The following is a 21,588-nucleotide window of genomic DNA, read 5'->3' on the forward strand; positions in this document are numbered from 1 at the left end:
ATGGCGGCGACCAGTTCAGGCATCTTGGTCATCTCGACGCGCGCGGCGACGAACGCTCCGATCGCGCCGCCTACCACCAGCGCCGCAAACAGCAGCCCGAGGCCCAGTCCGAGATTCGAGCCGAGTCCAGCCGCTTGCTTGAGGATCAACGCGATGGTGGTAAGGATCGCGATCGCCATCCCGGCCATACCGAACGTATTGCCGATGCGCGCGGTCTTCGGATTCGAGAGCCCTTTGAGCGCCTGAATGAAGCAGACCGAAGCAACCAGATAAAGCAGCGTGACGACGTTCAGACTCATTGCGCCTTCTCCTTTGCCGCTGCGGGGAGCTTCTTCGGCTCTTTCTTCTTGAACATCTCCAGCATTCGCCTGGTGACGAGGAAGCCGCCGAACACGTTGACCGCTGCCAGCCCGACCGCCAGGGTCCCGAAGAACTTGCCTGTGCCGCCCACCGTCAGGCCGGCCGCAAGCATCGCGCCCACAATGACGATCGCGGAAATCGCGTTGGTCACGGCCATCAGCGGCGTATGCAGTGCCGGGGTGACGTTCCAGACCACGTGGTAGCCCACGTAGATCGCCAGGATGAAGATGATCAGGTTGATGACCGTATGGTTGATGACTTCCATCGCGGGCTCCAGTTATGCCTTGCGCGTGACTTCGCCGTCACGGGCCAGCAGCGTGGCCGCGACGATGTCGTCCGCGAGATCGATGTTGAGTGCGCCTTCCTTGTTGATGATCAGCTTCAGGAAGTCGAGCAGGTTGCGTGCGTAGAGCGAGGAGGCGTCGGCGGCCACCATCGAGGCCAGGTTCGTGAAGCCGACGATCTGCACGCCGTTTCTGGTCACGATCTTGTCCGCTACGGTGAGCGGACAGTTGCCGCCGCGCTGGCCTTCGTACTCGGGGCCACGGCCAGCGGCCAGGTCGATCAGCACGGAACCGGGTTTCATGGCCTGCACGGTTTCGACCGAGATCAGCGTCGGTGCAGGACGGCCGGGGATCAGCGCGGTCGTGATGACGATATCGGCCTGCTTGGCGCGTTCGTGGACGAGAGCGCCCTGGCGTTGGAGCCAGCTCGGCGGCATGGGCCGAGCATAACCGCCCACGCCCTGTGCGGCCTCGCGCTCCTCGTCGGTCTCATACGGCACGTCGAGAAACTTGGCGCCGAGCGATTCGATCTGCTCTTTCACCGCCGGACGCACGTCCGAGGCTTCGATCACGGCGCCCAGGCGCTTGGCAGTCGCGATCGCCTGCAGACCCGCCACGCCGGCGCCGAGAATCAGTACGCGCGCCGCTTTCACCGTGCCTGCGGCCGTCATCAGCATCGGCATGAAGCGGGGGTAGAGATCGGCGGCGAGCAGCACGGCCTTGTAGCCGGCAATGTTGGCTTGCGACGACAGCACGTCGAGGCTCTGCGCACGGGTCGTGCGCGGCGCGGCTTCCAGCGCAAAGGCTGTCACGCCAGCCGTTCCGAGCTTCGCCGCGTTGTCGGCATTGAAAGGATCGAGCATGCCCACCAGCACCGCGCCGCGTTTCAGATGCGGCAGCTCGGTCTCAGTCGGGGATTGGACCTTGAGGACGAGATCGGCGCCGAAGGCGGTGACTGCATCGACGATCTCCGCGCCCACCGCGCTGAAAGCCTCGTCAGGAAAGCTGGCGCCAGTTCCGGCGCCGCTTTGGATCGTGACCCGGTGGCCCTGCGATACGTATTTCTTGACCGTCTCGGGGGTGGCGGCAACGCGTGTTTCATGCGCTCGCGTCTCGGCTGGCACTCCGATGTGCATCGTTGAATCCTCCTCGGCCTTCCTGTTGTTACGACAGAGCTGCCGACGAGGCACGCCGGCTTGAACTTGCAACGGCAACGACGCCACTGTAACCGAAACCGGGGGGTTCCCCGAAATCAGGGACAATCCGGGGGGCAGCCGACCGCTTCCGGGCAGCCAGCCGTCATAGACGGTAAAATACCGCCCCATGAATCCGGAAACCTGGGCTGCGCACGTCACCGTGGCCGCCATCGTCGAGCGCGACGGACGCTTCCTCCTCGTCGAGGAACATACGGACGACGGGCTGCGTCTGAACCAGCCCGCCGGCCATCTGGAGGCGGGCGAAACGCTCGTCGAAGCGGCCGTGCGCGAAACGCTCGAAGAATCCGCGCATCTGTTCAGGCCCGAGGCGCTGGTAGGCGTCTATATGGCGCATTTCGGGCGGCCCGCCCCTGCCGCCGCTGTGCAGGAGGCGGGCGGTGGGAATACGGACGGCAGCGCGACTGGCGCCACTTATCTGCGCTTCACTTATTGCGGCAGTGCCGGGGCGGCCGATCCCAACCGCGCGCTCGATCCCGATATCGTCCGCACGCTGTGGATGAGCGCCGACGAGTTGCGCGCGTGCCCCGAGCGGCATCGCACCCCGCTCGTGATGCGCTGTATCGACGATTACCTCGCAGGCCGGCGTTTCCCGCTCGACTTCGTGCATACGCATTCGGTCGGGCCCACCCGATCAAGCAAGTCAGGCAACCCATGAGCAAGCAGAAAGTCGTAGTAGGCATGTCGGGCGGCGTCGATTCGTCGGTCACCGCATGGCTGCTCAAAGAGCAAGGTTACGACGTCGTCGGTCTTTTCATGAAGAACTGGGAAGACGATGACGACGGCGAGTACTGCTCGACCCGGCAGGACTGGATCGACGTCGTTTCGGTGGCCGATCTGATTGGCATCGACGTCGAGGCGGTCAACTTCGCCGCCGAATACAAGGACCGAGTTTTCGCCGAATTCCTGCGCGAATACTCGGCCGGCCGCACGCCGAATCCGGACGTGCTGTGCAACGCCGAGATCAAGTTCAAGGCCTTCCTCGATCACGCCATGACGCTTGGCGCGGAAACCATCGCGACTGGCCACTATGCCCGCGTGCGCGAAGTCGAAGGCCGCTTTGAACTGCTAAAGGCGTTCGACCACACGAAAGATCAGTCGTACTTCCTGCATCGCCTGAATCAGGCGCAGTTGTCGAAGACGATGTTTCCGCTCGGCGAAATCCCCAAGACGAAGGTGCGTGAGATCGCCGAGCAGATCGGTTTGCCGAATGCGAAGAAGAAGGATTCGACCGGCATCTGCTTCATTGGCGAGCGGCCATTCCGCGATTTTCTGAACCGCTATCTGCCGACCAAACCAGGGCCCATGAAGACCACCGACGGCAAGGTGGTTGGCGAGCATATCGGCCTCGCGTTCTACACCTTCGGCCAGCGCAAGGGTATCGGTCTGGGCGGCAGCAAGGAAGGCAGCGGCGAGCCGTGGTTCGTGGCGGGCAAGGATATTCCGTCGAACACGCTCTACGTCGCGCAGGGCCACGATCACTCGTGGCTGCTGAGCCATTCTCTGAGTGCCGGCAATACCAGTTGGGTGGCGGGCCATCCGCCCACCGAAGACTTCGCGTGCGGCGCGAAAACGCGCTACCGCCAGGCCGACGCAGCCTGCACATTCAGCACCTCGGGCGAGGCAGACGGCCACTTCGCGCTGAATTTCGAAGACGCGCAGTGGGCTGTCACACCAGGGCAATCGGCAGTGCTCTACGATGGCGAAATCTGTCTTGGCGGTGGCATCATCGAACACGCAGCAACTGCACAGCCGGCCGTGCGGCAACCTCAAAGCGCTGCACTGCTGACCGCGCGGTAAGGGGCGCGCTCAGCGGCGCAGCAAGATAACAATCAGCGGTCAACCGCTCTCTGCAACGGAGTCCCCATGTTTTCTCGACGCTACCTGGCCATGTGGTGTGCAGTTGCCCTGCTCGTCGCGTGCGCGGCGCTGGCCGCGACACAACACCTGTCGTGGTTCTGGATCATCATTCCCGTGCTGCTGGTCGCGCTCGGCCTGTTCGATCTGACCCAGGAGCGCCACGCGATCCTGCGCAACTATCCGTTGTGGGGCCATTTCCGTTTCATGTTCGAATTCGTCCGGCCTGAGATCCGCCAGTATTTCGTCGAGGACGATACCGAGGAAAGGCCGTTCTCGCGCGCGCAGCGAAGCATCGTCTATCAGCGCGCCAAGAACGACGTCGACAGCCGTCCATACGGCACCGAGCTCGACGTGAAGGCGGTCGCGCACGAATGGATTAGCCACTCGCTCGCGCCGACCAAACTCGACGGCCACGACTTCCGCATCGTCGTGGGCCCGGATCGCAAGCAGCCCTACTCGATGTCGATTTTCAACGTGTCGGCGATGAGCTTCGGCTCGCTCTCGGCTAACGCAATCATGGCGCTCAATCTCGGCGCCAAGAAGGGCAACTTCGCGCACGACACCGGCGAAGGTTCGATGTCGAAATATCACCGCGAGCACGGCGGCGACATCATCTGGGAAATCGCTTCGGGCTACTTCGGATGCCGCAACGACGACGGCAGCTTCAACGCCGACAAGTTCGCGAAACAGGCGCACGAGCCGCAGGTGAAGATGATCGAGGTGAAGCTCTCGCAGGGGGCGAAGCCGGGCCACGGCGGTGTGCTGCCGGCCGCCAAGATCACGCCGGAGATTGCCGAAACGCGTGGTGTGCCGATGGGCCGCGACTGCATCTCGCCCGCGACCCACTCCGAGTTTTCCACGCCGCGCGGCCTGCTCGAATTCGTCGAACGTCTGCGCAATCTCTCAGGCGGCAAACCGACCGGTTTCAAGCTGTGTATCGGCCACCCGTGGGAGTTCTTCGGCATCGCCAAGGCGATGCTGGAGACGGGCATCCTGCCGGACTTCATCGTCGTCGACGGCGCGGAAGGCGGCACCGGCGCGGCGCCGCTGGAGTTCACCGATCACGTCGGCGTGCCGCTGCAGGAAGGCCTGCTGCTGGTGCATAACACGCTGGTAGGCATCGGCCTGCGGACGCGGATTCGCATTGGCGCGAGCGGCAAGATGATCACCGCTTTCGATATCACCAAAACCCTCGCGATCGGCGCCGACTGGGTCAACTCGGCGCGCGGCTTCATGTTCGCGGTCGGCTGCATCCAGGCGCAGACCTGTCACACGGGGCGTTGCCCGACCGGCGTGGCCACCCAGGACCAGGTGCGCCAGCGCGCGCTCGTGGTGCCGGACAAGTCCGACCGCGTCTTCAACTTCCATCACAACACCTTGCACGCGCTGCAGGAGATCATTCAGGCGGCGGGTCTCAAGCATCCGGCGGAACTGCGTGCGCATCACATCGTGCGGCGAGTGTCGTCGCATGAGGTGAGCCTGATGTCGGATCTGCTGAAGTATCTCGAGCCGAATGATCTGCTGAACGGCAACCACCGCTACTCGATCTACGAGAAGTGGTGGCCGGTGGCAAGCGCCGACTCGTTCGCGCCAAAGATCGAGCTCGCGGCGACCTGATACCTGCAACGAACCTGCGGACGAAGGCGGCGAAGCCGTCGTGCGTCACGCCTGCGCAGCGAGATCAGTCCGCCGGAAACGTATCGATAAACGACTGCCGCTGCGACAGCTTCTGGAAGTGTTTGTCGAGATTCGGATAGGCCTCGCGCCAGTTGAGCGCCGGCATGCGGAAATCGAGGTAGCCGAGCGCGCAGCCCATGGCGATATCCGCCAGCGTGTAGCGACTACCCGCACACCACGGGTTGCTACCCAGCCCTTGCGACATCGCCACCAGCCCGTCGTCGATCTTGCGTTGCTGGCGCGCGAGCCACGCCTCCGAACGGTGTTCCTCCGCCCGTAGCGTGCCCTCGAGCCGGATCAGCACGGCGGCATCCATGACGCCGTCCGCAAGCGCTTCCCAGCAGCGCACCTCGACACGCTCCCGGCCCGACGGCGGAATCAGCTTGCCGACCGGCGACAGCGTATCCGCGTACTCGCAGATCACGCGCGAGTCGAATACCGCCTCGTCGTCGTCCATCACGAGGCACGGCACCTTGCCGATCGGATTGAAGGCATGGATGCTGGTATCCGGCGCCCAGACGTTTTCGAGCACCAGCTTGTAGTCGATCTTCTTTTCGGCGAACACGATCCGTGCCTTGCGGACAAACGGACTGCCGAGCGAACCGATGAGTTTCATCATCACCATTTGCCTTTTCTGGAATTGGGCGGAAGTATACGTTGGTTGACCGCGATACAGACGGCCGCTCCCATCTTCTGGACTGGCGGCGGCCGGACCTGTGGACGGATTGCAACATTGCCGTGTGCCGCGCCGGACGTCTATCCGGCCAAATGGCCAGGGGGTGCGCGCCGCAATCCTGGCTCAATTGGGCGCTACAATCTCGCTATGAACCAGCCGAACGAACCCACTCTCGCCATCGACGTTTACCGCAAGCGCCGCGAGCGCGTGCTCGCTGCGCTGCGCGCGGCAGGCGGCGGCGTCGCCATCGTCCCCACCGCACCGGAGGTGGTGCGCAACCGGGACGCCGATTATCCGTACCGGCACGACAGCTACTTCTACTACCTGACCGGCTTTACCGAGCCGCAGGGTCTGCTCGTGCTCGACGCCAGCGCAGGCGGGAGCGGACCGGCTTCGATCCTGTTCTGCCGGGCCAAGAACGAAGAGCGCGAGATCTGGGACGGCTTCCGCTTCGGCCCCGAGGCCGCGCGCGAGGCGTTCGGCTTCGACGCGGCGTTTGCAGTCGAAGATATCGAAAGCCAGATGCCGCTGATCCTCGCCGACAAGCCCGCGCTGCACTACGCGCTCGGCAGCTCGGCGGATCTGGACGAAAAGGTCCGCCGCTGGCTCGACGCGGTGCGTGGCAAAGCCCGCAGCGGCGTCGCCGCTCCGGCTGCCGCGCATGACCTGCTGCCGCTGCTCGACGAGATGCGGCTCTTCAAGGACAGCCACGAACTGTCGATCATGCGTCGTGCCGGCCAGATCTCGGCGCAGGCGCATCGCCGCGCGATGGCCGCGTCTTTTGCAGGCGTGCGTGAGTACGAACTCGAAGCCGAACTGCTGTACACATTCCGCAAACACGGTGCACAAGGGCCGGCATACGGCTCGATCGTCGCAGCGGGCGGCAATGCCTGTGTGCTGCATTACGCAGCCGGCAACACGATTGCCCGCGACGGCGACCTGATCCTGATCGACGCCGCCTGCGAGCTCGACGGCTACGCTTCCGATATTACGCGCACGTTCCCGGCGAACGGCCGCTTTACGCCGGCGCAGCGCGAGCTGTACGACATCGTGCTCGCCGCCCAGGAAGCCGCCGTCGCCGCCACCCGGCCTGGCGCCGCCTTCGACGACCCGCATAACGCCGCGCTGCGCGCGTTGTCGCAGGGCCTGCTCGATACGGGCATCGTCGACCGGGGGCTCTTCTCGTCCGTCGACGATGTGATCGTGGAGCGCGCCTACGCGCCCTTCTACATGCACCGCACCAGCCACTGGATCGGCATGGACGTGCACGACTGCGGCGACTATCGCGAACGCGGCGCACCGCGCGATGCACAAGGCGCGCTGCCGTCGCGCACGTTGCATCCGTCGATGGCGTTGACGATCGAACCGGGTCTCTATATTCGCCCGACGGAAAACGTCCCCGAGCGTTACTGGCATATCGGCATCCGCATCGAAGACGACGCTGTCGTCACGCCGAACGGCTGCGAACTGTTGACGCGCGACGTGCCGGTCAAGGCCGACGAGATCGAAGCGCTGATGCGGGAAGCGCAGGCAACAGCCAGCGCCACGCGCGCGGTTTGAACGGACCGACCGATCGCTCATGAACGACGCTTCTCAACCGGCCGGCGTTGTGCAAGCCGGCTCACAAGACGCCACTGGCGGCGCAGATTCTGCTGAAGCGTCGTTCGATTTCGACGTGACCATCGTCGGCGCGGGGCCGGTCGGGCTCGCGTTGGCCGGTTGGCTCGCGCGGCGCAGTGCGACCCAGGGACTGTCGATCGCGCTGATCGACGCACGCAAGCCGGAAGACGCTTTGCGCGATCCACGCGCAATCGCCGTGTCGCAAGGCAGCCGGATGATTCTGGAGCCGCTGCGCTGGCCCTCGGACGCGACCGCGATTCACCACATCCATGTATCGCAGCGCGGACATTTCGGCCGTACGCTGATCGACCACACCGAGCATGGCTTGCCCGCGCTTGGGTATGTGCTGCGCTATGGCTCGATCGTGCAGTCGCTCGCTGAGGCAGTGCGGCCGACTTCCGTGCACTGGTTCCAGTCCACCTCCGCCCAGACGCCGGTTCAGGAAGAAGACGGCGTGACGCTGCCGGTAGAAACCGAACACGGCGCACGCACGCTGCGCACCCGTATTCTGGTGAACGCCGAAGGTGGGCTGTTTCATGAGCAACAGAAACGCGGCGGCACCGGCGGCACGCGTGATTACGGTCAGACGGCGCTCGTCGGCACGGTCACGGTATCGAGGCCACGCCCGCATGTCGCGTGGGAACGTTTCACCGATCAGGGACCGATTGCGCTGCTGCCGACCGGCGGCGCGCGCGATGCCGACTACGCGTTGGTCTGGTGCTGCGCCCCGGAGGAAGCCGCGCGCCGCGCGCAATTACCCGACGATGCGTTTCTGCGCGAACTCGGCAGCGCGTTTGGCGACCGGATGGGACGCTTCACTCAGATCAAAGGCCGCGCTTCGTTCCCGCTCGGCCTGAACGCGCTCGATACGTTGGTCAAGGGCCGGATCGCGGCGATCGGCAATGCAGCGCAGACGTTGCATCCGGTAGCGGGCCAGGGGCTCAACCTCGGGCTGCGCGACGCCCACGCCCTCACCGACGCGCTCTCGCAACACGGTGCGACACCGCTCGCACTAGCGTTGTTCGCCCAGCGCCGCGCGCTCGACCGGCGTCTGACGATCCGCTCCACCGATACGCTCGCGCGCCTCTTCACGGTCGACCTCCCGGCTCTCGGCACGCTGCGCGGGCTCGCGCTGACGGCGCTCGAATTCGTGCCGCCGGTCAAGACCGCACTGGCACGCCAAATGATGTTCGGACAGCGCCGCTAGACGGCTCAGGAATCGCATCGCGCGGAGATCGTGCGCCGGGCCAGTGCATCGGCGCGCCCCGCTGCCCGCTTGCGGTGATTCGCGTTCCGCGGGTCTATGAACCTAGGCACTTTCATAGAAGATTTAATGGCTTAGGAGCGTCTCAAGTCCGGTGGCGGGAATCCGTTAACGCTAAAATAGCCGTTTTCCCTCGTGATCTGCGACCGTTTCTCATCGATTCGATGTGCCGCGGCTGCGCCCCTGTCATGCCCACTCTCGGCTCCCACAATCTGCGCAACAACCTGTTCGTCGCCCCCATGGCGGGTGTGACCGACCGGCCGTTCCGTCAGCTCTGCAAGCGGCTGGGCGCGGGCTATGCCGTGTCGGAAATGGTCGCATCGAACGCGCAGTTGTGGAAAAGCGAAAAAACCATGCGCCGCGCGAACCACACGGGCGAGGTCGAGCCGATCGCCGTACAGATCGCCGGCGCCGATCCGGACATGATGGCGGAGGCGGCTCGCTATAACGTCGCCAACGGCGCGCAGATCATCGACATCAACATGGGCTGTCCGGCCAAGAAGGTGTGCAATGTGGCGGCCGGCTCCGCGTTGCTGCAGAACGAACCGCTCGTGCAGCGCATCGTCGAGGCGGTGGTCGGCGCGGTTGGCGTGGGTCCCGACGCGGTGCCCGTCACGCTGAAAATCCGCACCGGCTGGAATCGCGACAACAAGAACGCGTTGAGTGTGGCGCATCTGGCCGAAGACGCCGGCATTTCCATGCTGACCGTGCACGGCCGCACGCGCGCGGACCTGTACCACGGCGACGCTGAATACGAAACCATCGCCGCCGTGAAGGCCGCGGTGCGCATCCCGGTGGTCGCCAACGGCGACATCACTTCGCCGCATAAGGCGCGCCAGGTGCTCGCCGCTACCGGCGCGGACGCGATCATGATCGGCCGCGCGGCGCAGGGCCGTCCGTGGCTGTTTCGCGAGATCGGGCATTTCCTGCAAACCGGCGAGCTGTTGCCGCCGCCGCGCATCGACGAGATCCAGCAGGTCATGAACGAGCATCTCGAAGATCACTACGCGTTCTACGGCGAATTTACAGGCGTGCGCACGGCACGCAAGCACATCGGCTGGTACACTCGCGGCCTTTCTGGCGCCAATGTGTTCCGCCACCGCATGAATACGCTGGACACGACGCGCGAACAACTGCTCGCCGTCAACGAGTTCTTCGACGCCCAAAAGGCGTTCTCCGACCGCCTCGTCTACGTGGAAGAGGATGTCAACCCGAACGGCGAGCCGGACCAATCCGACCGACTAGCAGCATGAGCAAGAACAATATCGAACAATCAGTCCGCGACAGCCTGGGAATGTACTTCCAGGACCTCGACGGCTCCAATCCGCACGACGTCTACGACATGGTTATTTCGTGTGTCGAAAAACCGTTGCTCGAGGTGGTGCTCGAGCAGGCCGGCGGCAATCAGTCGCTGGCCGCCGAGTATCTCGGCATTAACCGCAATACGCTGCGCAAGAAGCTGCAACAGCATGGTCTGCTGTAGCGCATTGTAGTTTCCTGACGCCCCTGCCACCTCCCCTTCGGCTTCTCATTCTTCATCATGATCAAGCAAGCGCTCATCTCCGTTTCCGACAAGTCCGGCATCGTCGATTTCGCCAAATCGCTGTCGGACCTCGGCGTCAAGATCCTGTCCACCGGCGGCACCGCGAAACTGCTCGCAGATGCGGGTTTGCCCGTTACCGAAGTGGCCGACTACACGGGCTTCCCGGAAATGCTCGACGGGCGCGTGAAAACGCTGCATCCGAAGGTGCATGGCGGCATCCTCGCGCGGCGCGACCTGCCGGAACACATGGCCGCACTTGAAAAGCACGGCATTCCGACAATCGATCTGCTGGTCGTGAATCTGTATCCGTTCGTGCAGACGGTGGCGAAGGAAGAGTGCTCGCTGGAAGACGCGATCGAGAACATCGATATCGGCGGCCCGACCATGTTGCGCTCGGCGGCGAAGAATCACCGTGATGTGACAGTGGTGGTCGACCCGGCGGATTACGCGGTGGTGCTTGAAGAGATGCGTGCGAACGGCAATGCGGTGGGCTACAAAACCAACTTCCGTCTCGCGACAAAAGTGTTCGCGCACACCGCGCAGTACGACGGCGCGATCACGAACTATCTGACGAGCCTGACCGAAGAGCTGCAACATTCCTCGCGCAACACCTATCCGGCTACGTTCAATCTGGCGTTCGACAAGGTGCAGGATCTGCGCTACGGCGAAAACCCGCATCAGAGCGCCGCGTTCTATCGTGATCTGTCGGTGCCGGCCGGTGCGTTGGCAAACTATGAACAGTTGCAAGGCAAGGAACTCTCGTATAACAACATCGCCGATTCCGACGCGGCGTGGGAATGCGTGAAGACGTTCGACGTGCCGGCCTGCGTGATCGTCAAGCACGCGAATCCGTGTGGCGTCGCCGTGGGCGCGGATGCGAATGAAGCGTATGCAAAGGCGCTGCAGACCGATCCGACCTCGGCGTTTGGCGGCATCATCGCCTTTAACCGTGAAGTGGACGAAGCAACGGCGCAGGCCGTGGCCAAGCAGTTTGTCGAAGTGCTGATTGCGCCTTCGTTCAGCGTGGCCGCGCGTCAGGTGTTCGAGGCGAAGAAGAATGTTCGTCTGCTGGAGATCGCTCTCGGCGATGGTCATAACGCGTTCGACCTGAAGCGCGTCGGTGGTGGTCTACTGGTGCAATCGCTCGATTCGCACAATGTGCAGCCGCATGAGCTGCGCGTCGTCACGAAGCGTCATCCGACGCCGAAGGAAATGGACGATCTGCTGTTCGCGTGGCGTGTGGCGAAGTACGTGAAGTCGAACGCAATCGTGTTCTGTGGCAACGGCATGACGCTCGGTGTCGGCGCGGGCCAGATGAGCCGCGTGGACTCGGCACGGATTGCGAGTATCAAGGCACAGAACGCGGGTTTGACGCTGGCGGGTTCCGCCGTGGCGTCGGATGCGTTCTTCCCGTTTCGCGACGGCCTCGACGTGGTAGTCGCAGCAGGCGCGACCGCGGTGATCCAGCCGGGCGGTTCGATGCGCGATGATGAAGTGGTCGCAGCGGCCGACGAGCACAACATCGCGATGGTGTTGACGGGTGTGCGGCACTTCCGGCACTGATTGATTTGCGCGTGGGCTAGCGGGGGTTACGCGGCGGTTCTGAAGCTGGCGCGTTACGTTAGGCTCGATGGCTTGAAAAAGAATGGCCCGGCAGATTTTCTGCCGGGCCGTTTTGTTTATTACGCGCAATTTTCTGCGTCAAGGCGCGCCGCCCGATCCTAGTCGTCCGGGTTCTTCCTGGCGTAACCGGCACTCACGTCGGGGTGCGTGCTGATGTACGTGCTGAGCCCTTTGCCATTGCAAGCTAATCGCGTCATCTCGGCCACATGATCCGGCCCGACGCTCGCCTCGGTGTACCAATAGATCACCCCGGTCCTGAAGCGAACCGCGATGCAGCCCTCACCGAGCGCGTAGGCCTCGACGCCTGAGTCACCGCTTAGATTCCGATAGCGTTCCACGTTTGCACGTCCCGGTTGCTGCGAATCTCGCCCTTTGTTCAGCTTGCCACGTTGCGGACAATCCAGCGAGCCTATTTATTCCCGTCTCCACAACTCGCGAACGCCGCCTGGCCGCCGGTTCGTTGTAGTATCGCAAGCACCTGGTTCACAGCGTATCTCATGAGAATTCTCGGCATCGACCCCGGCTTGCGTGTGACCGGCTTCGGCGTAATCGACCAGAACGGTCACAAGCTCACTTATGTGGCAAGCGGCGTCATCAAGACGGCTGACGCCGACCTGCCGTCGCGTCTGGGCACGATTTTCGAAGGTATTTCGACGCTGATCCGTCAGCACGCCCCCGATCAATCCGCGATCGAAAAGGTGTTCGTCAACGTCAACCCGCAATCCACGCTCCTGCTCGGCCAGGCGCGTGGCGCTGCCATCTGCGGGCTGGTTGCTGGCGGTGTGCCAGTGGCCGAGTACACCGCACTGCAGTTGAAGCAGGCAGTGGTGGGCTATGGCCGCGCGACCAAGGAGCAGATGCAGCAGATGGTGGTGCGTCTGCTGAGCCTCTCCGGCGTGCCGGGGACAGACGCCGCCGACGCGCTCGGAATGGCGATCTGCCATGCGCATGGCGGCAGCACGCTTACCACGCTGGGCGGTATTGCGCCCTCGCTGGCGAAGAAGGGCCTGAGGGTGCGGCGTGGGCGTCTGGTGGGTTAGGCGTGGTTAGGCCCGCCCCGCTGAGTCCCGCCGTTCGCTCTGCCCGCTCCCTGCGCTACACTCGCCCTTTCTCTCACGATTGAATCCGCCATGATCGGTCGCATTGCCGGCGTCCTGCTGGAAAAAAACCCGCCACACCTGCTCGTCGACTGCAATGGCGTGGGCTACGAAGTCGACGTGCCGATGAGCACGTTTTACAACCTGCCCTCCACCGGCGAACGGGTGGTCCTGCTCACGCAGATGATCGTGCGCGAAGACGCTCATCTGCTGTACGGCTTCGGCACCGCCGAGGAACGCGCCACTTTCCGTGAGCTGCTGAAGATCACCGGCATCGGCGCCCGGATGGCGCTCGCCGTGCTCTCCGGCATGAGCGTGCACGAACTGGCGCAGACCGTCACGCTACAGGATGCGGCGCGCCTCACGCGCGTGCCCGGCATCGGCAAGAAAACCGCCGAGCGGCTGCTGCTGGAACTGAAGGGCAAGCTCGGGGCCGACCTCGGCTCGATGGCTGGAACGGTGTCGGCGTCCGACCACGCTTCCGATATCCTGAACGCATTGCTCGCATTGGGTTACTCCGAGAAAGAAGCCTTGGCAGCGGTCAAGAACGTGCCCGCCGGCACCGGCGTGTCCGAGGGCATCAAGCTTGCATTGAAGGCGCTCTCGAAGGGTTGACGGGAATCGCCGCGGCCGAGGCTGCTCAAAGGTCGCTTGAAGGCCGCTCGAAGGCCGCTCCATGCTGCCAAGGCTTGGCCCATAACGCTTGAGCCGCCGCAGCGAAACGTCTTGCGTGCGACGGCTTAAAGCATCGCACGCTACGGCCCAAAGCGCACCCTGGCCATTCGGCCAGCTTCGGCGGCGAGCACCACGCGGTACAATGCAAACATGATCGAAACCGACAAACTCGCCGCTGAGCGCATCATCGCTGCCACGCCCGTATCGCCGAACGAAGAAGCGTTCGAGCGGGCGTTGCGTCCGCGTCAGCTCGACGAGTACGTCGGGCAGGAAAAGGTGCGCGGCCAGCTCGAAATCTTCATCGAGGCCGCCCGCCGCCGCTCCGAATCGCTCGACCACGTGCTGCTGTTCGGGCCGCCGGGTCTGGGCAAAACCACGCTCGCGCACATCATTGCGCGGGAAATGGGTGTCAATCTGCGGCAAACGTCCGGGCCAGTGCTCGAGCGCGCGGGTGACCTCGCTGCGCTGCTCACCAACCTCGAAAAGAACGACGTCCTGTTCATCGACGAAATCCACCGGCTCTCGCCTGTCGTCGAGGAAATCCTGTACCCGGCACTCGAGGATTATCAGATCGACATCATGATCGGCGAAGGGCCGGCCGCTCGCAGCGTGAAGCTCGACCTGCAGCCCTTCACGCTGGTTGGCGCCACCACACGCGCCGGCATGCTGACCAATCCGTTGCGGGACCGCTTCGGCATCGTCTCGCGGCTCGAGTTTTACAACGCCGAGGAACTGGCGCGCATCGTCACGCGCTCGGCGTCGCTACTGCAGGCGCAGATTCATCCGGACGGCGCGTTCGAGATCGCGAAGCGCGCCCGAGGCACACCGCGTATCGCCAACCGTCTGCTGCGCCGCGTGCGCGACTTTGCCGAGGTCAAGGCGGACGGCAACATCACCGCCAGCGTGGCCGACGCCGCGCTCAAGATGCTGGATGTGGACCCGGTCGGCTTCGATCTGATGGACCGCAAACTGCTCGAGGCGATTCTGCACAAATTCGATGGCGGCCCGGTGGGCGTCGACAATCTGGCTGCGGCAATCGGTGAAGAACGCGACACAATTGAAGACGTGCTGGAGCCGTATCTGATCCAGCAGGGCTTTTTGCAGCGTACGCCGCGTGGCCGCGTCGCTACGCTGCTAACGTATCGTCACTTCGGTCTCGCCGCGCCGGATTCTTCCAGCCCGGTGCGGGATCTGTGGGATTCGGGCGCACCCTGAGTGAGCGAACGTATGGTCGGAGGGTCCGACGAGGACATGCGACCAGGTCAACACCCAAGGCCTAACCAGTGAGGCTAGTCGTTGCAGGACAGGGCACCGTTGTACGCGGTTTCCAAACGCGCCGCTGAACGCTTAACGTCCTCACTCCCGCTTCCGCGCAGTCTCCATCAAAGCCCCGGCGTAACAATCTTGCGTAACGTGTCGTCCTCACTCGGCGCGTCCAGATGCGACACGTCAGCCCACGATTTCACCGTCGCCTTGCCGCCGTCGAAGTCCACCACATTGACGCTCGTATTGAGCAACGCATAGTCACGCGGCACTTCCAGCGACAGGTCACGCGCGAACCGGTAGACGCAATCCAGCACGCCGCCGTGCGCCACGCACGCAACACGGCCGCCGGGATGCGCGGCGACGATCGGCGCAATCGCATCCATGACGCGATGGTAGAACGTTCGCATCGATTCACCCTCCGGCGGTGCAAAGCCCGCGTCGCGGCTTTGCCAGCGCTCGTATTCATCCGGATAGCGTTCGGCGATTTCGTCGCGGTCATAGCCCTGGAACGCGCCGTAAGAGCGCTCGCGCAAACCTTCGCGCAGTTGCAGCGGCAAGCCGAGGACATGCGCGATAGGCTGCGCGGTCTGCTGCGCGCGCTGCAGGTCGCTCGAATAGATTGCATCCAGCCGGGCACCTTGCTGCGCTTCGTCTGCGAGGCGGTGCGCAAGACGCTCGGCCTGCTCGAGACCGCTCGTCGCCAGCGGAATATCAATGAACCCCTGAATCCGCTTGGCGCGGTTCCATTCGGTCTCGCCGTGCCGGATGAAAAGAATCTGTGTGGACATGAGATGGGAGTGGGCGTCGCTAGCCGGTTGTGCCAAGACGCTATTGTCGCAAAACCGGCTCAGAGCCGTGCGAAGGGTTAGGTCAGGTTGAGGCGTGCGTCTGCAGCCAGAACGTCACCGGCCCGTCGTTGACGAGCGAAACCTGCATCTCCGCGCCGAATTCGCCAGTCCCGACAATCGGATGCTTCGCGCGTGCCGCTGCCACGAAGTAGTCGAACAGACGTTTGCCCTCGTCAGGCGGCGCGGCCGGCGTGAAGCTCGGACGCAGGCCGCTGTTCGTGTCCGCTGCCAGAGTGAATTGCGACACCAGCAGCAGGCCCCCAGCGCGGCCTGCGCCGTCGATATTCTGCACGGAGAGATTCATTTTGCCGGCCGCATCGCTAAACACGCGATAGCCGAGCATCTTGGCGAGCAAGCGGTCGGCCGCGGCTTCGGTGTCGCCGCGCTCGGCGCATACCAGCGCCAGCAGGCCAGCCTCGATGGCGCCCGTGACACGTTCGCCGACCCGCACTTCCGCGCGCCGGACCCGCTGAATCAGCCCGATCATGAGCGGTGCTCCATCACGCCGTCAGCGTGACGCGCGCAAAACGACGCTTGCCAACCTGCACGACATACTCGCCCGCTTCGACCTTGAGGCCCTTGTCCGACACCGTGGCGCCATCGATCTTCACCCCGCCCTGCTCGATGTTGCGCAGCGCCTCGCTGGTCGACGGCACCAGGTTTGCCTGCTTCAGCAGTTGGCCAATCGCAAGCGGTGCACCCGCTAGCGTGACGACCGGAATATCGTCAGGCACACCGCCCTTCGCGCGATGATTGAAATCTTCGAGCGCGCGCTCAGCGTCAGCCTGCGAATGGAAACGCGCAACGATCTCTTGCCCGAGCATCACCTTGAAGTCACGTGGATTGCGCCCGCCTTCGATTTCCTTCCTGAAGCCGGCGATCTCGTCCATCGGGCGGAACGACAGCAGTTCGAAGTAACGCCACATCAGGTCGTCCGAAATGCTCATCAGCTTGCCGAACATATCGGTCGGCTTTTCGCTGATACCGATGTAGTTGTGCTTCGACTTCGACATCTTCTCGACGCCATCAAGCCCTTCGAGCAGCGGCATGGTCAGGATGCACTGCTGTTCCTGGCCGTACTGCTTCTGCAGCTCGCGACCCACCAGCAGGTTGAATTTCTGGTCGGTGCCACCGAGTTCGAGGTCGGCATTGAGCGCGACCGAGTCGTAACCCTGCATCAACGGATAGAGGAATTCATGAATCGAGATCGGCTGGCCGCCCTGATATCGCTTGGTGAAGTCTTCGCGCTCGAGAATGCGCGCGACCGTGTAGCGCGACGCCAGCTTGATCATGCCATCGGCGCCGAGCGGCATCGACCATTCGCTGTTGTAGCGAATTTCGGTCTTCTCGCGATCCAGCACCAGCGCGGCCTGCTCGAAGTAGGTCCTGGCATTGGACTCGATCTGCTCGCGCGTGAGCGGTGGACGCGTGGCGTTGCGGCCCGACGGGTCGCCGATCAGCGAGGTGAAATCGCCGATCAGGAAGATCACCGTATGCCCGAGATCCTGCAACTGGCGCATCTTGTTCAGCACGACGGTATGGCCGATGTGGATATCGGGCGCCGTCGGGTCAAGACCGAGCTTGATGCGCAGCGGCGTGCCGGTGGCCGCGCTCTTCGCGAGCTTCTGTGCGAATTCTTCCTCGATCAGCAACTCATCGACGCCGCGCTTGGTAACGGCTAGCGCGTGGCGGACTTCGTCGGTGATCGGGAAGGCGGGAGTGGGCTTGGGGGTGGACTCGGTGCTCATGCTGGAACGGGAGGTCGCAAAAGGGAGATTGTCCCATAGATGCGCGCCGCCGCGCGGCCGGGAAGCGGTCATCCGGCTCCACCGCCGTCACCAGGACTACCTCACCGGCGCGAGCGCTGCTAATCTGCGAAGACGGTTCGCAATCAACAACTGACAGGAGCAGCAACGTGGCGCAAGAGAGTACGGCGGACGGCGTCTATCTCGGACTGATGTCGGGTACCAGCATGGACGGCGTGGATGGCATCGCCGTCGAATTCGCCAAAGGCAAGCCGCCGGTCGTGCTTGCAGAGGCGTTTGTCGGCTTCGCGGAGAGCCTGCGTCAGGCACTGTTCGGTCTGCAGCACCCGGGAGAGAACGAGATCGAACGCGAGGCGCTGGCGGCCAATGCGCTTGCCACACGGTACACGGTCTGCTGCCATGAATTGCTGCGCGCGGGCAATCTGTCTGCCGCGGACGTGCGGGCGATCGGCGTACATGGTCAGACCGTGCGGCATCGTCCCGAAAAGGGCTATACACGCCAGATCAATAATCCGGCGTTGCTGGCGGAAATGGCCCGCATCGACGTTATCGCTGACTTTCGCAGCCGCGATGTCGCCGCAGGCGGTCAAGGCGCACCCCTGGTGCCGGCCTTTCACGCAACGGTGTTCGGGGCGCCGGGCGAAACGCGCGTGGTCTGCAACCTGGGCGGGATCAGCAACATCACGATCCTCAACGCTGCCGGCAGTGTGCGCGGTTTCGACTGCGGGCCGGCGAATGCGCTGCTCGACGAGTGGGCGCAACGGTACGTGGGCAAGCCTTACGACGAAAACGGGCATTTTGCAGCAAGCGGACAGGTACACCGGCCGTTACTGCATGCGCTGCTCGACGAACCGTTCTTCGAGCAAAAGCCGCCCAAAAGCACCGGCCGCGATCTGTTCAACCCCGCGTGGCTCGACGCCAAACTGCAGGGCTTCGCAGGCGTCGCACCCGCCGACGTGCAGGCCACACTCGTTGCGCTGACGGCTATTACGGTGGCGCGGGAGATCGAGCGGCATGCGTCGGATGTCCGCGCGGTCTACGTCTGCGGCGGAGGCGCACGCAACCCGGTCTTGATGAAGGCGATTCAAGGCGCACTGGAGGAAACCGGCGTGAGCGGCGTGCCCGTTCTGACCACCGAGGCGCTCGGCGTGCCGCCCCACCAGGTCGAACCACTGGCGTTCGCGTGGCTGGCGATGCGCTGCGTGGCCCGCGAGCCGGGCAACCTGGCGGCCGTCACGGGCGCTGCGGGCGAGCGGGTACTGGGCGCGATTTATCCGCGCTGAGGGCTCTACCGGAAAGCGGGCACGCAAATAAAAACGGGGCTTAAAAGCCCCGTTTTCGCGTACCGCCAGTGCAATTTTCGATCGTTTAGACCGAGAACGACGAACCGCAACCGCAGGTAGTCGTGGCGTTCGGGTTCTTGATCACGAACTGGGCGCCGTTGATATCGTCCTTGTAGTCGATCTCAGCGCCAACCAGATACTGGTAGCTCATCGAGTCGATCAGCAACTGGACGCCGCTCTTGTTCATCACGGTGTCGTCTTCGTTGACGGCTTCGTCGAACGTAAAACCATACTGGAAGCCCGAGCAGCCGCCACCCTGCACGAATACGCGCAGTTTCAGCTCCGGGTTGCCTTCTTCGTCGATCAGCTGCTTGACCTTGTCAGCCGCTGCGTCGGTAAAAACGAAGGGGCTAGGCATCTCGGTCACAGGGGTGTCGGTGACTGCGTTCATTCGAACTCTCCAAAAAAGCTTCTAACCGCTATTGTAGGGCTGATCTCAATATCGTGCCGAAGCCCACAAAATCAATGGGTTCTCTCCGAGGCGCAGCGATCGCCCCCGCATGACGCCCAGATACGAAAAAAGCCGCCAACGCAAACGCGCCGGCGGCTTTTGCAGTGACCCGGCCCGAAGGCCAGAGCACACCGAAGCGATTAACGCTTCGAGAATTGCTTCCTGCGACGTGCCTTGTGGAAGCCGACCTTCTTACGTTCGACTTCACGAGCGTCACGCGTAACGAAGCCAGCCTTCGACAGTTCCGGCTTCAGCGTTGCGTCATAGTCCATCAGCGCGCGGGTGATGCCGTGGCGAACCGCACCGGCTTGACCCGTTTCACCGCCACCCGACACGTTGACCTTGATGTCGAACGTGACAGCGTGGTTCGTGAGTTCCAGCGGCTGACGCACGATCATCAGCGACGTTTCGCGCGAGAAATACTCAGCGATGGGCTTGCCGTTGACAACGATGTCGCCCTTGCCTGCCTTGATGAACACACGTGCAGTGGCGCTCTTGCGGCGGCCCGTGCCGTAATTCCAGTTACCGATCATGTGGGCTCCCCTTAGATCTCGAGCGCTTTCGGCTGTTGTGCCGAATGCGGATGCGTTGCTTCAGCGTAGACCTTCAGCTTCTTGATCATCGCGTAGCCGAGCGGGCCCTTCGGCAGCATGCCTTTGACCGCTTTCTCGAGCGCACGGCCCGGGAAGCGTTCCTGCATCTTGCCGAACGTCGTTTCATAAATACCGCCCGGGTAACCCGAGTGACGGTAGTACTTCTTGTCCGTGGACTTGTTGCCCGTCACACGGAGCTTGCCGGCGTTGATAACGATGATGAAATCACCGGTGTCGACGTGCGGAGTGAATTCTGGCTTGTGTTTGCCGCGAAGACGGTGTGCCACTTCGCTGGCGACACGCCCGAGAACCTTATCCGTCGCGTCAATCACGTACCATTCGCGCGTAACCTCATGGGCTTTTGCGGAAAATGTCTTCATGATCGATCCAAAAATAATTGCTGCGCCCAGTGTTTTTTTCCTGCTTGTAATGTGCGCATCGAGGCGCGTGCAGGCTCTCCCTGTTCTTCCTCCGCGGGCACGAATGCGGAAAAGCCTTGGATTATAAAGGAAATTCCGGCCTCAGGTCAAAATTTGAGGCGACCGGCGAGCAGGCGAAAAAAAACCCGAACGAGCGGTTCGGGTTTAATCCACCAAAGGAGGAGGGTGGAGGAGACATGCGGAGGTTGTCTGACTGCGGCAACCAATGAAAACGATTATATGAGCCGACCTTGTGCGACGCAAGAATATTTGCATTGCGAAATGCGATTTCATAATGTGGTTGTCACCAAGACCTCTCAACCGGCCTGCAATCTTCTTTAAGATCAAATATATAGCCTCAATCTGGCGCGGTTTCCGGTGTGAAAAAGTAGAGTAAAACCCCTAACCGGATCAGGGCAATCCCCGACCGCCAAACCATGCCGCACCGCAGCACACAAGGTGCCAACGAGCATAAAGGCGTGCCCGAGTGCCCTCGGGCGAACGCGCAGGCCTCGGGCTACAATGGCATTTCGAATACAAGTTATGCGAGCTGGGGTACAGGGATGGAATGCAAAGTAAGCTGGATGGGGCAGGACGGCATGGCGTTCGCCGCCGAAACGGGTAGCGGCCACCTCGTCGCCATGGACGGCGCGCCCGAAGGTGGCGGCCGCAATCTGGCCCCGCGGCCCATGGAAATGGTGCTGCTCGGCACCGGCGGTTGCACCGCGTACGACGTGGTGATGATCCTGAAGAAGAGCCGCCAGGAAATCGCCGGATGCTCGGTGACCTTGAAAGCCGAGCGAGCCAGCGAAGATCCGAAGGTGTTCACGAAGGTCCACTTTCACTTCACCGTGACCGGCAAGAACCTGAATCCGGCCACCGTCGAACGGGCGATCAACCTGTCGCACGACAAGTACTGCTCAGCGTCGATCATGATCGCCAAGACTGCTGAACTGACGCACTCGTTCGATATCGTCGTGGGCTGAATCGGGCGACAACGCAAAGCACC

At 63.0% G+C, this 21,588-nt stretch carries 24 protein-coding genes; 13 read left to right on the forward strand and 11 right to left on the reverse strand.

What is annotated here, in order from left to right:
• From P3T17_RS35815 to P3T17_RS35825, 3 genes are all read right to left on the reverse strand, one after another.
• Positions 1–299: NAD(P)(+) transhydrogenase (Re/Si-specific) subunit beta (locus tag P3T17_RS35815; RefSeq protein WP_429411659.1), on the reverse strand; the 299-nt coding region annotated here is incomplete at its 3' end.
• A complete protein-coding gene (locus P3T17_RS35820) occupies positions 296–625 on the reverse strand; it encodes an NAD(P) transhydrogenase subunit alpha (protein ID WP_074262435.1) in 330 nt (109 codons plus the stop codon). The genes P3T17_RS35820 and P3T17_RS35815, both read right to left, overlap by 4 nt.
• Before the next feature lie 12 nt (positions 626–637).
• Positions 638–1,780, reverse strand: a complete 1,143-nt coding sequence (locus P3T17_RS35825; RefSeq protein WP_429411661.1) for a Re/Si-specific NAD(P)(+) transhydrogenase subunit alpha — start codon at positions 1,778–1,780, stop codon at positions 638–640.
• A 187-nt stretch (positions 1,781–1,967) separates the two neighbouring features.
• On the opposite strand from P3T17_RS35825, the gene P3T17_RS35830 reads away from it, so the two are divergent.
• From P3T17_RS35830 to P3T17_RS35840, 3 genes are all read left to right on the forward strand, one after another.
• Positions 1,968–2,516, forward strand: a complete 549-nt coding sequence (locus P3T17_RS35830; protein WP_429411663.1) for an NUDIX hydrolase — start codon at positions 1,968–1,970, stop codon at positions 2,514–2,516.
• Positions 2,513–3,658, forward strand: coding sequence for a tRNA 2-thiouridine(34) synthase MnmA (gene mnmA / locus P3T17_RS35835; protein WP_429411665.1), 1,146 nt, complete (start codon positions 2,513–2,515; stop codon positions 3,656–3,658). Before P3T17_RS35830 ends, mnmA begins: the two co-directional genes overlap by 4 nt.
• A 66-nt stretch (positions 3,659–3,724) precedes the next feature.
• Positions 3,725–5,335: an FMN-binding glutamate synthase family protein gene (locus P3T17_RS35840; RefSeq protein ID WP_074262438.1), complete on the forward strand. Its 1,611-nt coding sequence runs from the start codon at positions 3,725–3,727 to the stop codon at positions 5,333–5,335.
• 64 nt (positions 5,336–5,399) lie between these two features.
• Here the strand turns inward: P3T17_RS35840 and P3T17_RS35845 are convergent, their stop codons facing one another.
• A complete protein-coding gene (locus P3T17_RS35845; protein ID WP_429411667.1) occupies positions 5,400–6,020 on the reverse strand; it encodes a glutathione S-transferase C-terminal domain-containing protein in 621 nt (206 codons plus the stop codon).
• Positions 6,021–6,218: 198 nt separating this feature from the next.
• Here P3T17_RS35845 and P3T17_RS35850 point away from each other — a divergent pair, with 198 nt between their 5' ends.
• From P3T17_RS35850 to purH, 5 genes are all read left to right on the forward strand, one after another.
• Entirely contained in the window at positions 6,219–7,631 is a 1,413-nt protein-coding gene (locus tag P3T17_RS35850) for an aminopeptidase P N-terminal domain-containing protein (protein WP_429411669.1), read from the forward strand.
• Between the two features lie 19 nt (positions 7,632–7,650).
• A complete protein-coding gene (locus P3T17_RS35855) occupies positions 7,651–8,898 on the forward strand; it encodes a UbiH/UbiF/VisC/COQ6 family ubiquinone biosynthesis hydroxylase (RefSeq protein WP_429411671.1) in 1,248 nt (415 codons plus the stop codon).
• A gap of 245 nt (positions 8,899–9,143) precedes the next feature.
• Positions 9,144–10,208, forward strand: coding sequence for a tRNA dihydrouridine synthase DusB (gene dusB / locus P3T17_RS35860; protein WP_429411673.1), 1,065 nt, complete (start codon positions 9,144–9,146; stop codon positions 10,206–10,208).
• Complete coding sequence (locus P3T17_RS35865; RefSeq protein ID WP_007180440.1) at positions 10,205–10,438, forward strand: Fis family transcriptional regulator; 234 nt, start codon at positions 10,205–10,207, stop codon at positions 10,436–10,438. The genes dusB and P3T17_RS35865 overlap by 4 nt, the downstream gene beginning before the upstream one ends.
• Positions 10,439–10,495: 57 nt before the next feature.
• Entirely contained in the window at positions 10,496–12,061 is a 1,566-nt protein-coding gene (purH, locus tag P3T17_RS35870; RefSeq protein WP_429411675.1) for a bifunctional phosphoribosylaminoimidazolecarboxamide formyltransferase/IMP cyclohydrolase, read from the forward strand.
• Positions 12,062–12,219: 158 nt separating this feature from the next.
• On the opposite strand, the gene P3T17_RS35875 is transcribed toward purH, so the two are convergent.
• Complete coding sequence (locus P3T17_RS35875; RefSeq protein ID WP_074262443.1) at positions 12,220–12,459, reverse strand: hypothetical protein; 240 nt, start codon at positions 12,457–12,459, stop codon at positions 12,220–12,222.
• Positions 12,460–12,618: 159 nt separating this feature from the next.
• Between P3T17_RS35875 and ruvC the strand changes: the two genes are divergently transcribed.
• From ruvC to ruvB, 3 genes are all read left to right on the forward strand, one after another.
• The gene (gene ruvC / locus P3T17_RS35880) at positions 12,619–13,161 is read left to right on the forward strand and encodes a crossover junction endodeoxyribonuclease RuvC (protein ID WP_429411677.1); all 543 of its coding nucleotides are present in this window, start codon (positions 12,619–12,621) and stop codon (positions 13,159–13,161) included.
• Between the two features lie 90 nt (positions 13,162–13,251).
• Positions 13,252–13,833: a Holliday junction branch migration protein RuvA gene (ruvA, locus tag P3T17_RS35885; RefSeq protein WP_429286594.1), complete on the forward strand. Its 582-nt coding sequence runs from the start codon at positions 13,252–13,254 to the stop codon at positions 13,831–13,833.
• A gap of 210 nt (positions 13,834–14,043) precedes the next feature.
• Positions 14,044–15,108 (forward strand): Holliday junction branch migration DNA helicase RuvB, encoded by a 1,065-nt coding sequence (gene ruvB, locus P3T17_RS35890; protein WP_074262446.1) that lies wholly within the window; start codon positions 14,044–14,046, stop codon positions 15,106–15,108.
• A gap of 167 nt (positions 15,109–15,275) precedes the next feature.
• Here ruvB and P3T17_RS35895 read toward each other — a convergent pair whose 3' ends face one another.
• From P3T17_RS35895 to tyrS, 3 genes are all read right to left on the reverse strand, one after another.
• Positions 15,276–15,947 (reverse strand): histidine phosphatase family protein, encoded by a 672-nt coding sequence (locus P3T17_RS35895; RefSeq protein ID WP_074262447.1) that lies wholly within the window; start codon positions 15,945–15,947, stop codon positions 15,276–15,278.
• 82 nt (positions 15,948–16,029) lie between these two features.
• Positions 16,030–16,494 carry a D-aminoacyl-tRNA deacylase gene (gene dtd / locus P3T17_RS35900; RefSeq protein WP_074262448.1) on the reverse strand — a complete coding sequence of 155 codons (465 nt, stop codon included), beginning with the start codon at positions 16,492–16,494 and terminating at the stop codon, positions 16,030–16,032.
• A 13-nt stretch (positions 16,495–16,507) separates the two neighbouring features.
• Entirely contained in the window at positions 16,508–17,755 is a 1,248-nt protein-coding gene (tyrS, locus tag P3T17_RS35905) for a tyrosine--tRNA ligase (RefSeq protein ID WP_429411791.1), read from the reverse strand.
• A 167-nt stretch (positions 17,756–17,922) separates the two neighbouring features.
• Between tyrS and P3T17_RS35910 the strand changes: the two genes are divergently transcribed.
• A complete protein-coding gene (locus P3T17_RS35910; protein WP_429411679.1) occupies positions 17,923–19,056 on the forward strand; it encodes an anhydro-N-acetylmuramic acid kinase in 1,134 nt (377 codons plus the stop codon).
• A gap of 85 nt (positions 19,057–19,141) precedes the next feature.
• On the opposite strand, the gene erpA is transcribed toward P3T17_RS35910, so the two are convergent.
• From erpA to rplM, 3 genes are all read right to left on the reverse strand, one after another.
• Positions 19,142–19,507: an iron-sulfur cluster insertion protein ErpA gene (gene erpA / locus P3T17_RS35915; RefSeq protein WP_074262450.1), complete on the reverse strand. Its 366-nt coding sequence runs from the start codon at positions 19,505–19,507 to the stop codon at positions 19,142–19,144.
• A 200-nt stretch (positions 19,508–19,707) separates the two neighbouring features.
• Positions 19,708–20,100 carry a 30S ribosomal protein S9 gene (gene rpsI / locus P3T17_RS35920; RefSeq protein WP_074262451.1) on the reverse strand — a complete coding sequence of 131 codons (393 nt, stop codon included), beginning with the start codon at positions 20,098–20,100 and terminating at the stop codon, positions 19,708–19,710.
• A gap of 11 nt (positions 20,101–20,111) precedes the next feature.
• Entirely contained in the window at positions 20,112–20,540 is a 429-nt protein-coding gene (rplM, locus tag P3T17_RS35925) for a 50S ribosomal protein L13 (RefSeq protein ID WP_074262452.1), read from the reverse strand.
• Between the two features lie 602 nt (positions 20,541–21,142).
• On the opposite strand from rplM, the gene P3T17_RS35930 reads away from it, so the two are divergent.
• Positions 21,143–21,565: an OsmC family protein gene (locus P3T17_RS35930; RefSeq protein ID WP_429411681.1), complete on the forward strand. Its 423-nt coding sequence runs from the start codon at positions 21,143–21,145 to the stop codon at positions 21,563–21,565.
• Positions 21,566–21,588: the final 23 nt, after the last annotated feature.

This window comes from Paraburkholderia sp. GAS82 (assembly GCF_050436285.1).
Classification (GTDB): Bacteria; Pseudomonadota; Gammaproteobacteria; order Burkholderiales; family Burkholderiaceae; genus Paraburkholderia; species Paraburkholderia phenazinium_B.

What these genes read in the sequence shown, in the direction of transcription:
- ruvC (WP_429411677.1), top strand. Translation starts at nt 12,619, where the DNA reads ATGAGAATTCTCGGCATCGACCCCGGCTTGCGTGTGACCGGCTTCGGC.
- ruvB (WP_074262446.1), top strand. Translation starts at nt 14,044, where the DNA reads ATGATCGAAACCGACAAACTCGCCGCTGAGCGCATCATCGCTGCCACG.
- P3T17_RS35930 (WP_429411681.1), top strand. Translation starts at nt 21,143, where the DNA reads ATGGAATGCAAAGTAAGCTGGATGGGGCAGGACGGCATGGCGTTCGCC.
- P3T17_RS35830 (WP_429411663.1), top strand. Translation starts at nt 1,968, where the DNA reads ATGAATCCGGAAACCTGGGCTGCGCACGTCACCGTGGCCGCCATCGTC.
- dtd (WP_074262448.1), bottom strand. Translation starts at nt 16,494, where the DNA reads ATGATCGGGCTGATTCAGCGGGTCCGGCGCGCGGAAGTGCGGGTCGGC.
- mnmA (WP_429411665.1), top strand. Translation starts at nt 2,513, where the DNA reads ATGAGCAAGCAGAAAGTCGTAGTAGGCATGTCGGGCGGCGTCGATTCG.
- P3T17_RS35845 (WP_429411667.1), bottom strand. Translation starts at nt 6,020, where the DNA reads ATGGTGATGATGAAACTCATCGGTTCGCTCGGCAGTCCGTTTGTCCGC.
- P3T17_RS35850 (WP_429411669.1), top strand. Translation starts at nt 6,219, where the DNA reads ATGAACCAGCCGAACGAACCCACTCTCGCCATCGACGTTTACCGCAAG.
- tyrS (WP_429411791.1), bottom strand. Translation starts at nt 17,755, where the DNA reads ATGAGCACCGAGTCCACCCCCAAGCCCACTCCCGCCTTCCCGATCACC.
- P3T17_RS35820 (WP_074262435.1), bottom strand. Translation starts at nt 625, where the DNA reads ATGGAAGTCATCAACCATACGGTCATCAACCTGATCATCTTCATCCTG.
- P3T17_RS35825 (WP_429411661.1), bottom strand. Translation starts at nt 1,780, where the DNA reads ATGCACATCGGAGTGCCAGCCGAGACGCGAGCGCATGAAACACGCGTT.
- purH (WP_429411675.1), top strand. Translation starts at nt 10,496, where the DNA reads ATGATCAAGCAAGCGCTCATCTCCGTTTCCGACAAGTCCGGCATCGTC.
- dusB (WP_429411673.1), top strand. Translation starts at nt 9,144, where the DNA reads ATGCCCACTCTCGGCTCCCACAATCTGCGCAACAACCTGTTCGTCGCC.
- ruvA (WP_429286594.1), top strand. Translation starts at nt 13,252, where the DNA reads ATGATCGGTCGCATTGCCGGCGTCCTGCTGGAAAAAAACCCGCCACAC.
- erpA (WP_074262450.1), bottom strand. Translation starts at nt 19,507, where the DNA reads ATGAACGCAGTCACCGACACCCCTGTGACCGAGATGCCTAGCCCCTTC.
- P3T17_RS35855 (WP_429411671.1), top strand. Translation starts at nt 7,651, where the DNA reads ATGAACGACGCTTCTCAACCGGCCGGCGTTGTGCAAGCCGGCTCACAA.
- P3T17_RS35865 (WP_007180440.1), top strand. Translation starts at nt 10,205, where the DNA reads ATGAGCAAGAACAATATCGAACAATCAGTCCGCGACAGCCTGGGAATG.
- rpsI (WP_074262451.1), bottom strand. Translation starts at nt 20,100, where the DNA reads ATGATCGGTAACTGGAATTACGGCACGGGCCGCCGCAAGAGCGCCACT.
- P3T17_RS35895 (WP_074262447.1), bottom strand. Translation starts at nt 15,947, where the DNA reads ATGTCCACACAGATTCTTTTCATCCGGCACGGCGAGACCGAATGGAAC.
- P3T17_RS35840 (WP_074262438.1), top strand. Translation starts at nt 3,725, where the DNA reads ATGTTTTCTCGACGCTACCTGGCCATGTGGTGTGCAGTTGCCCTGCTC.
- rplM (WP_074262452.1), bottom strand. Translation starts at nt 20,540, where the DNA reads ATGAAGACATTTTCCGCAAAAGCCCATGAGGTTACGCGCGAATGGTAC.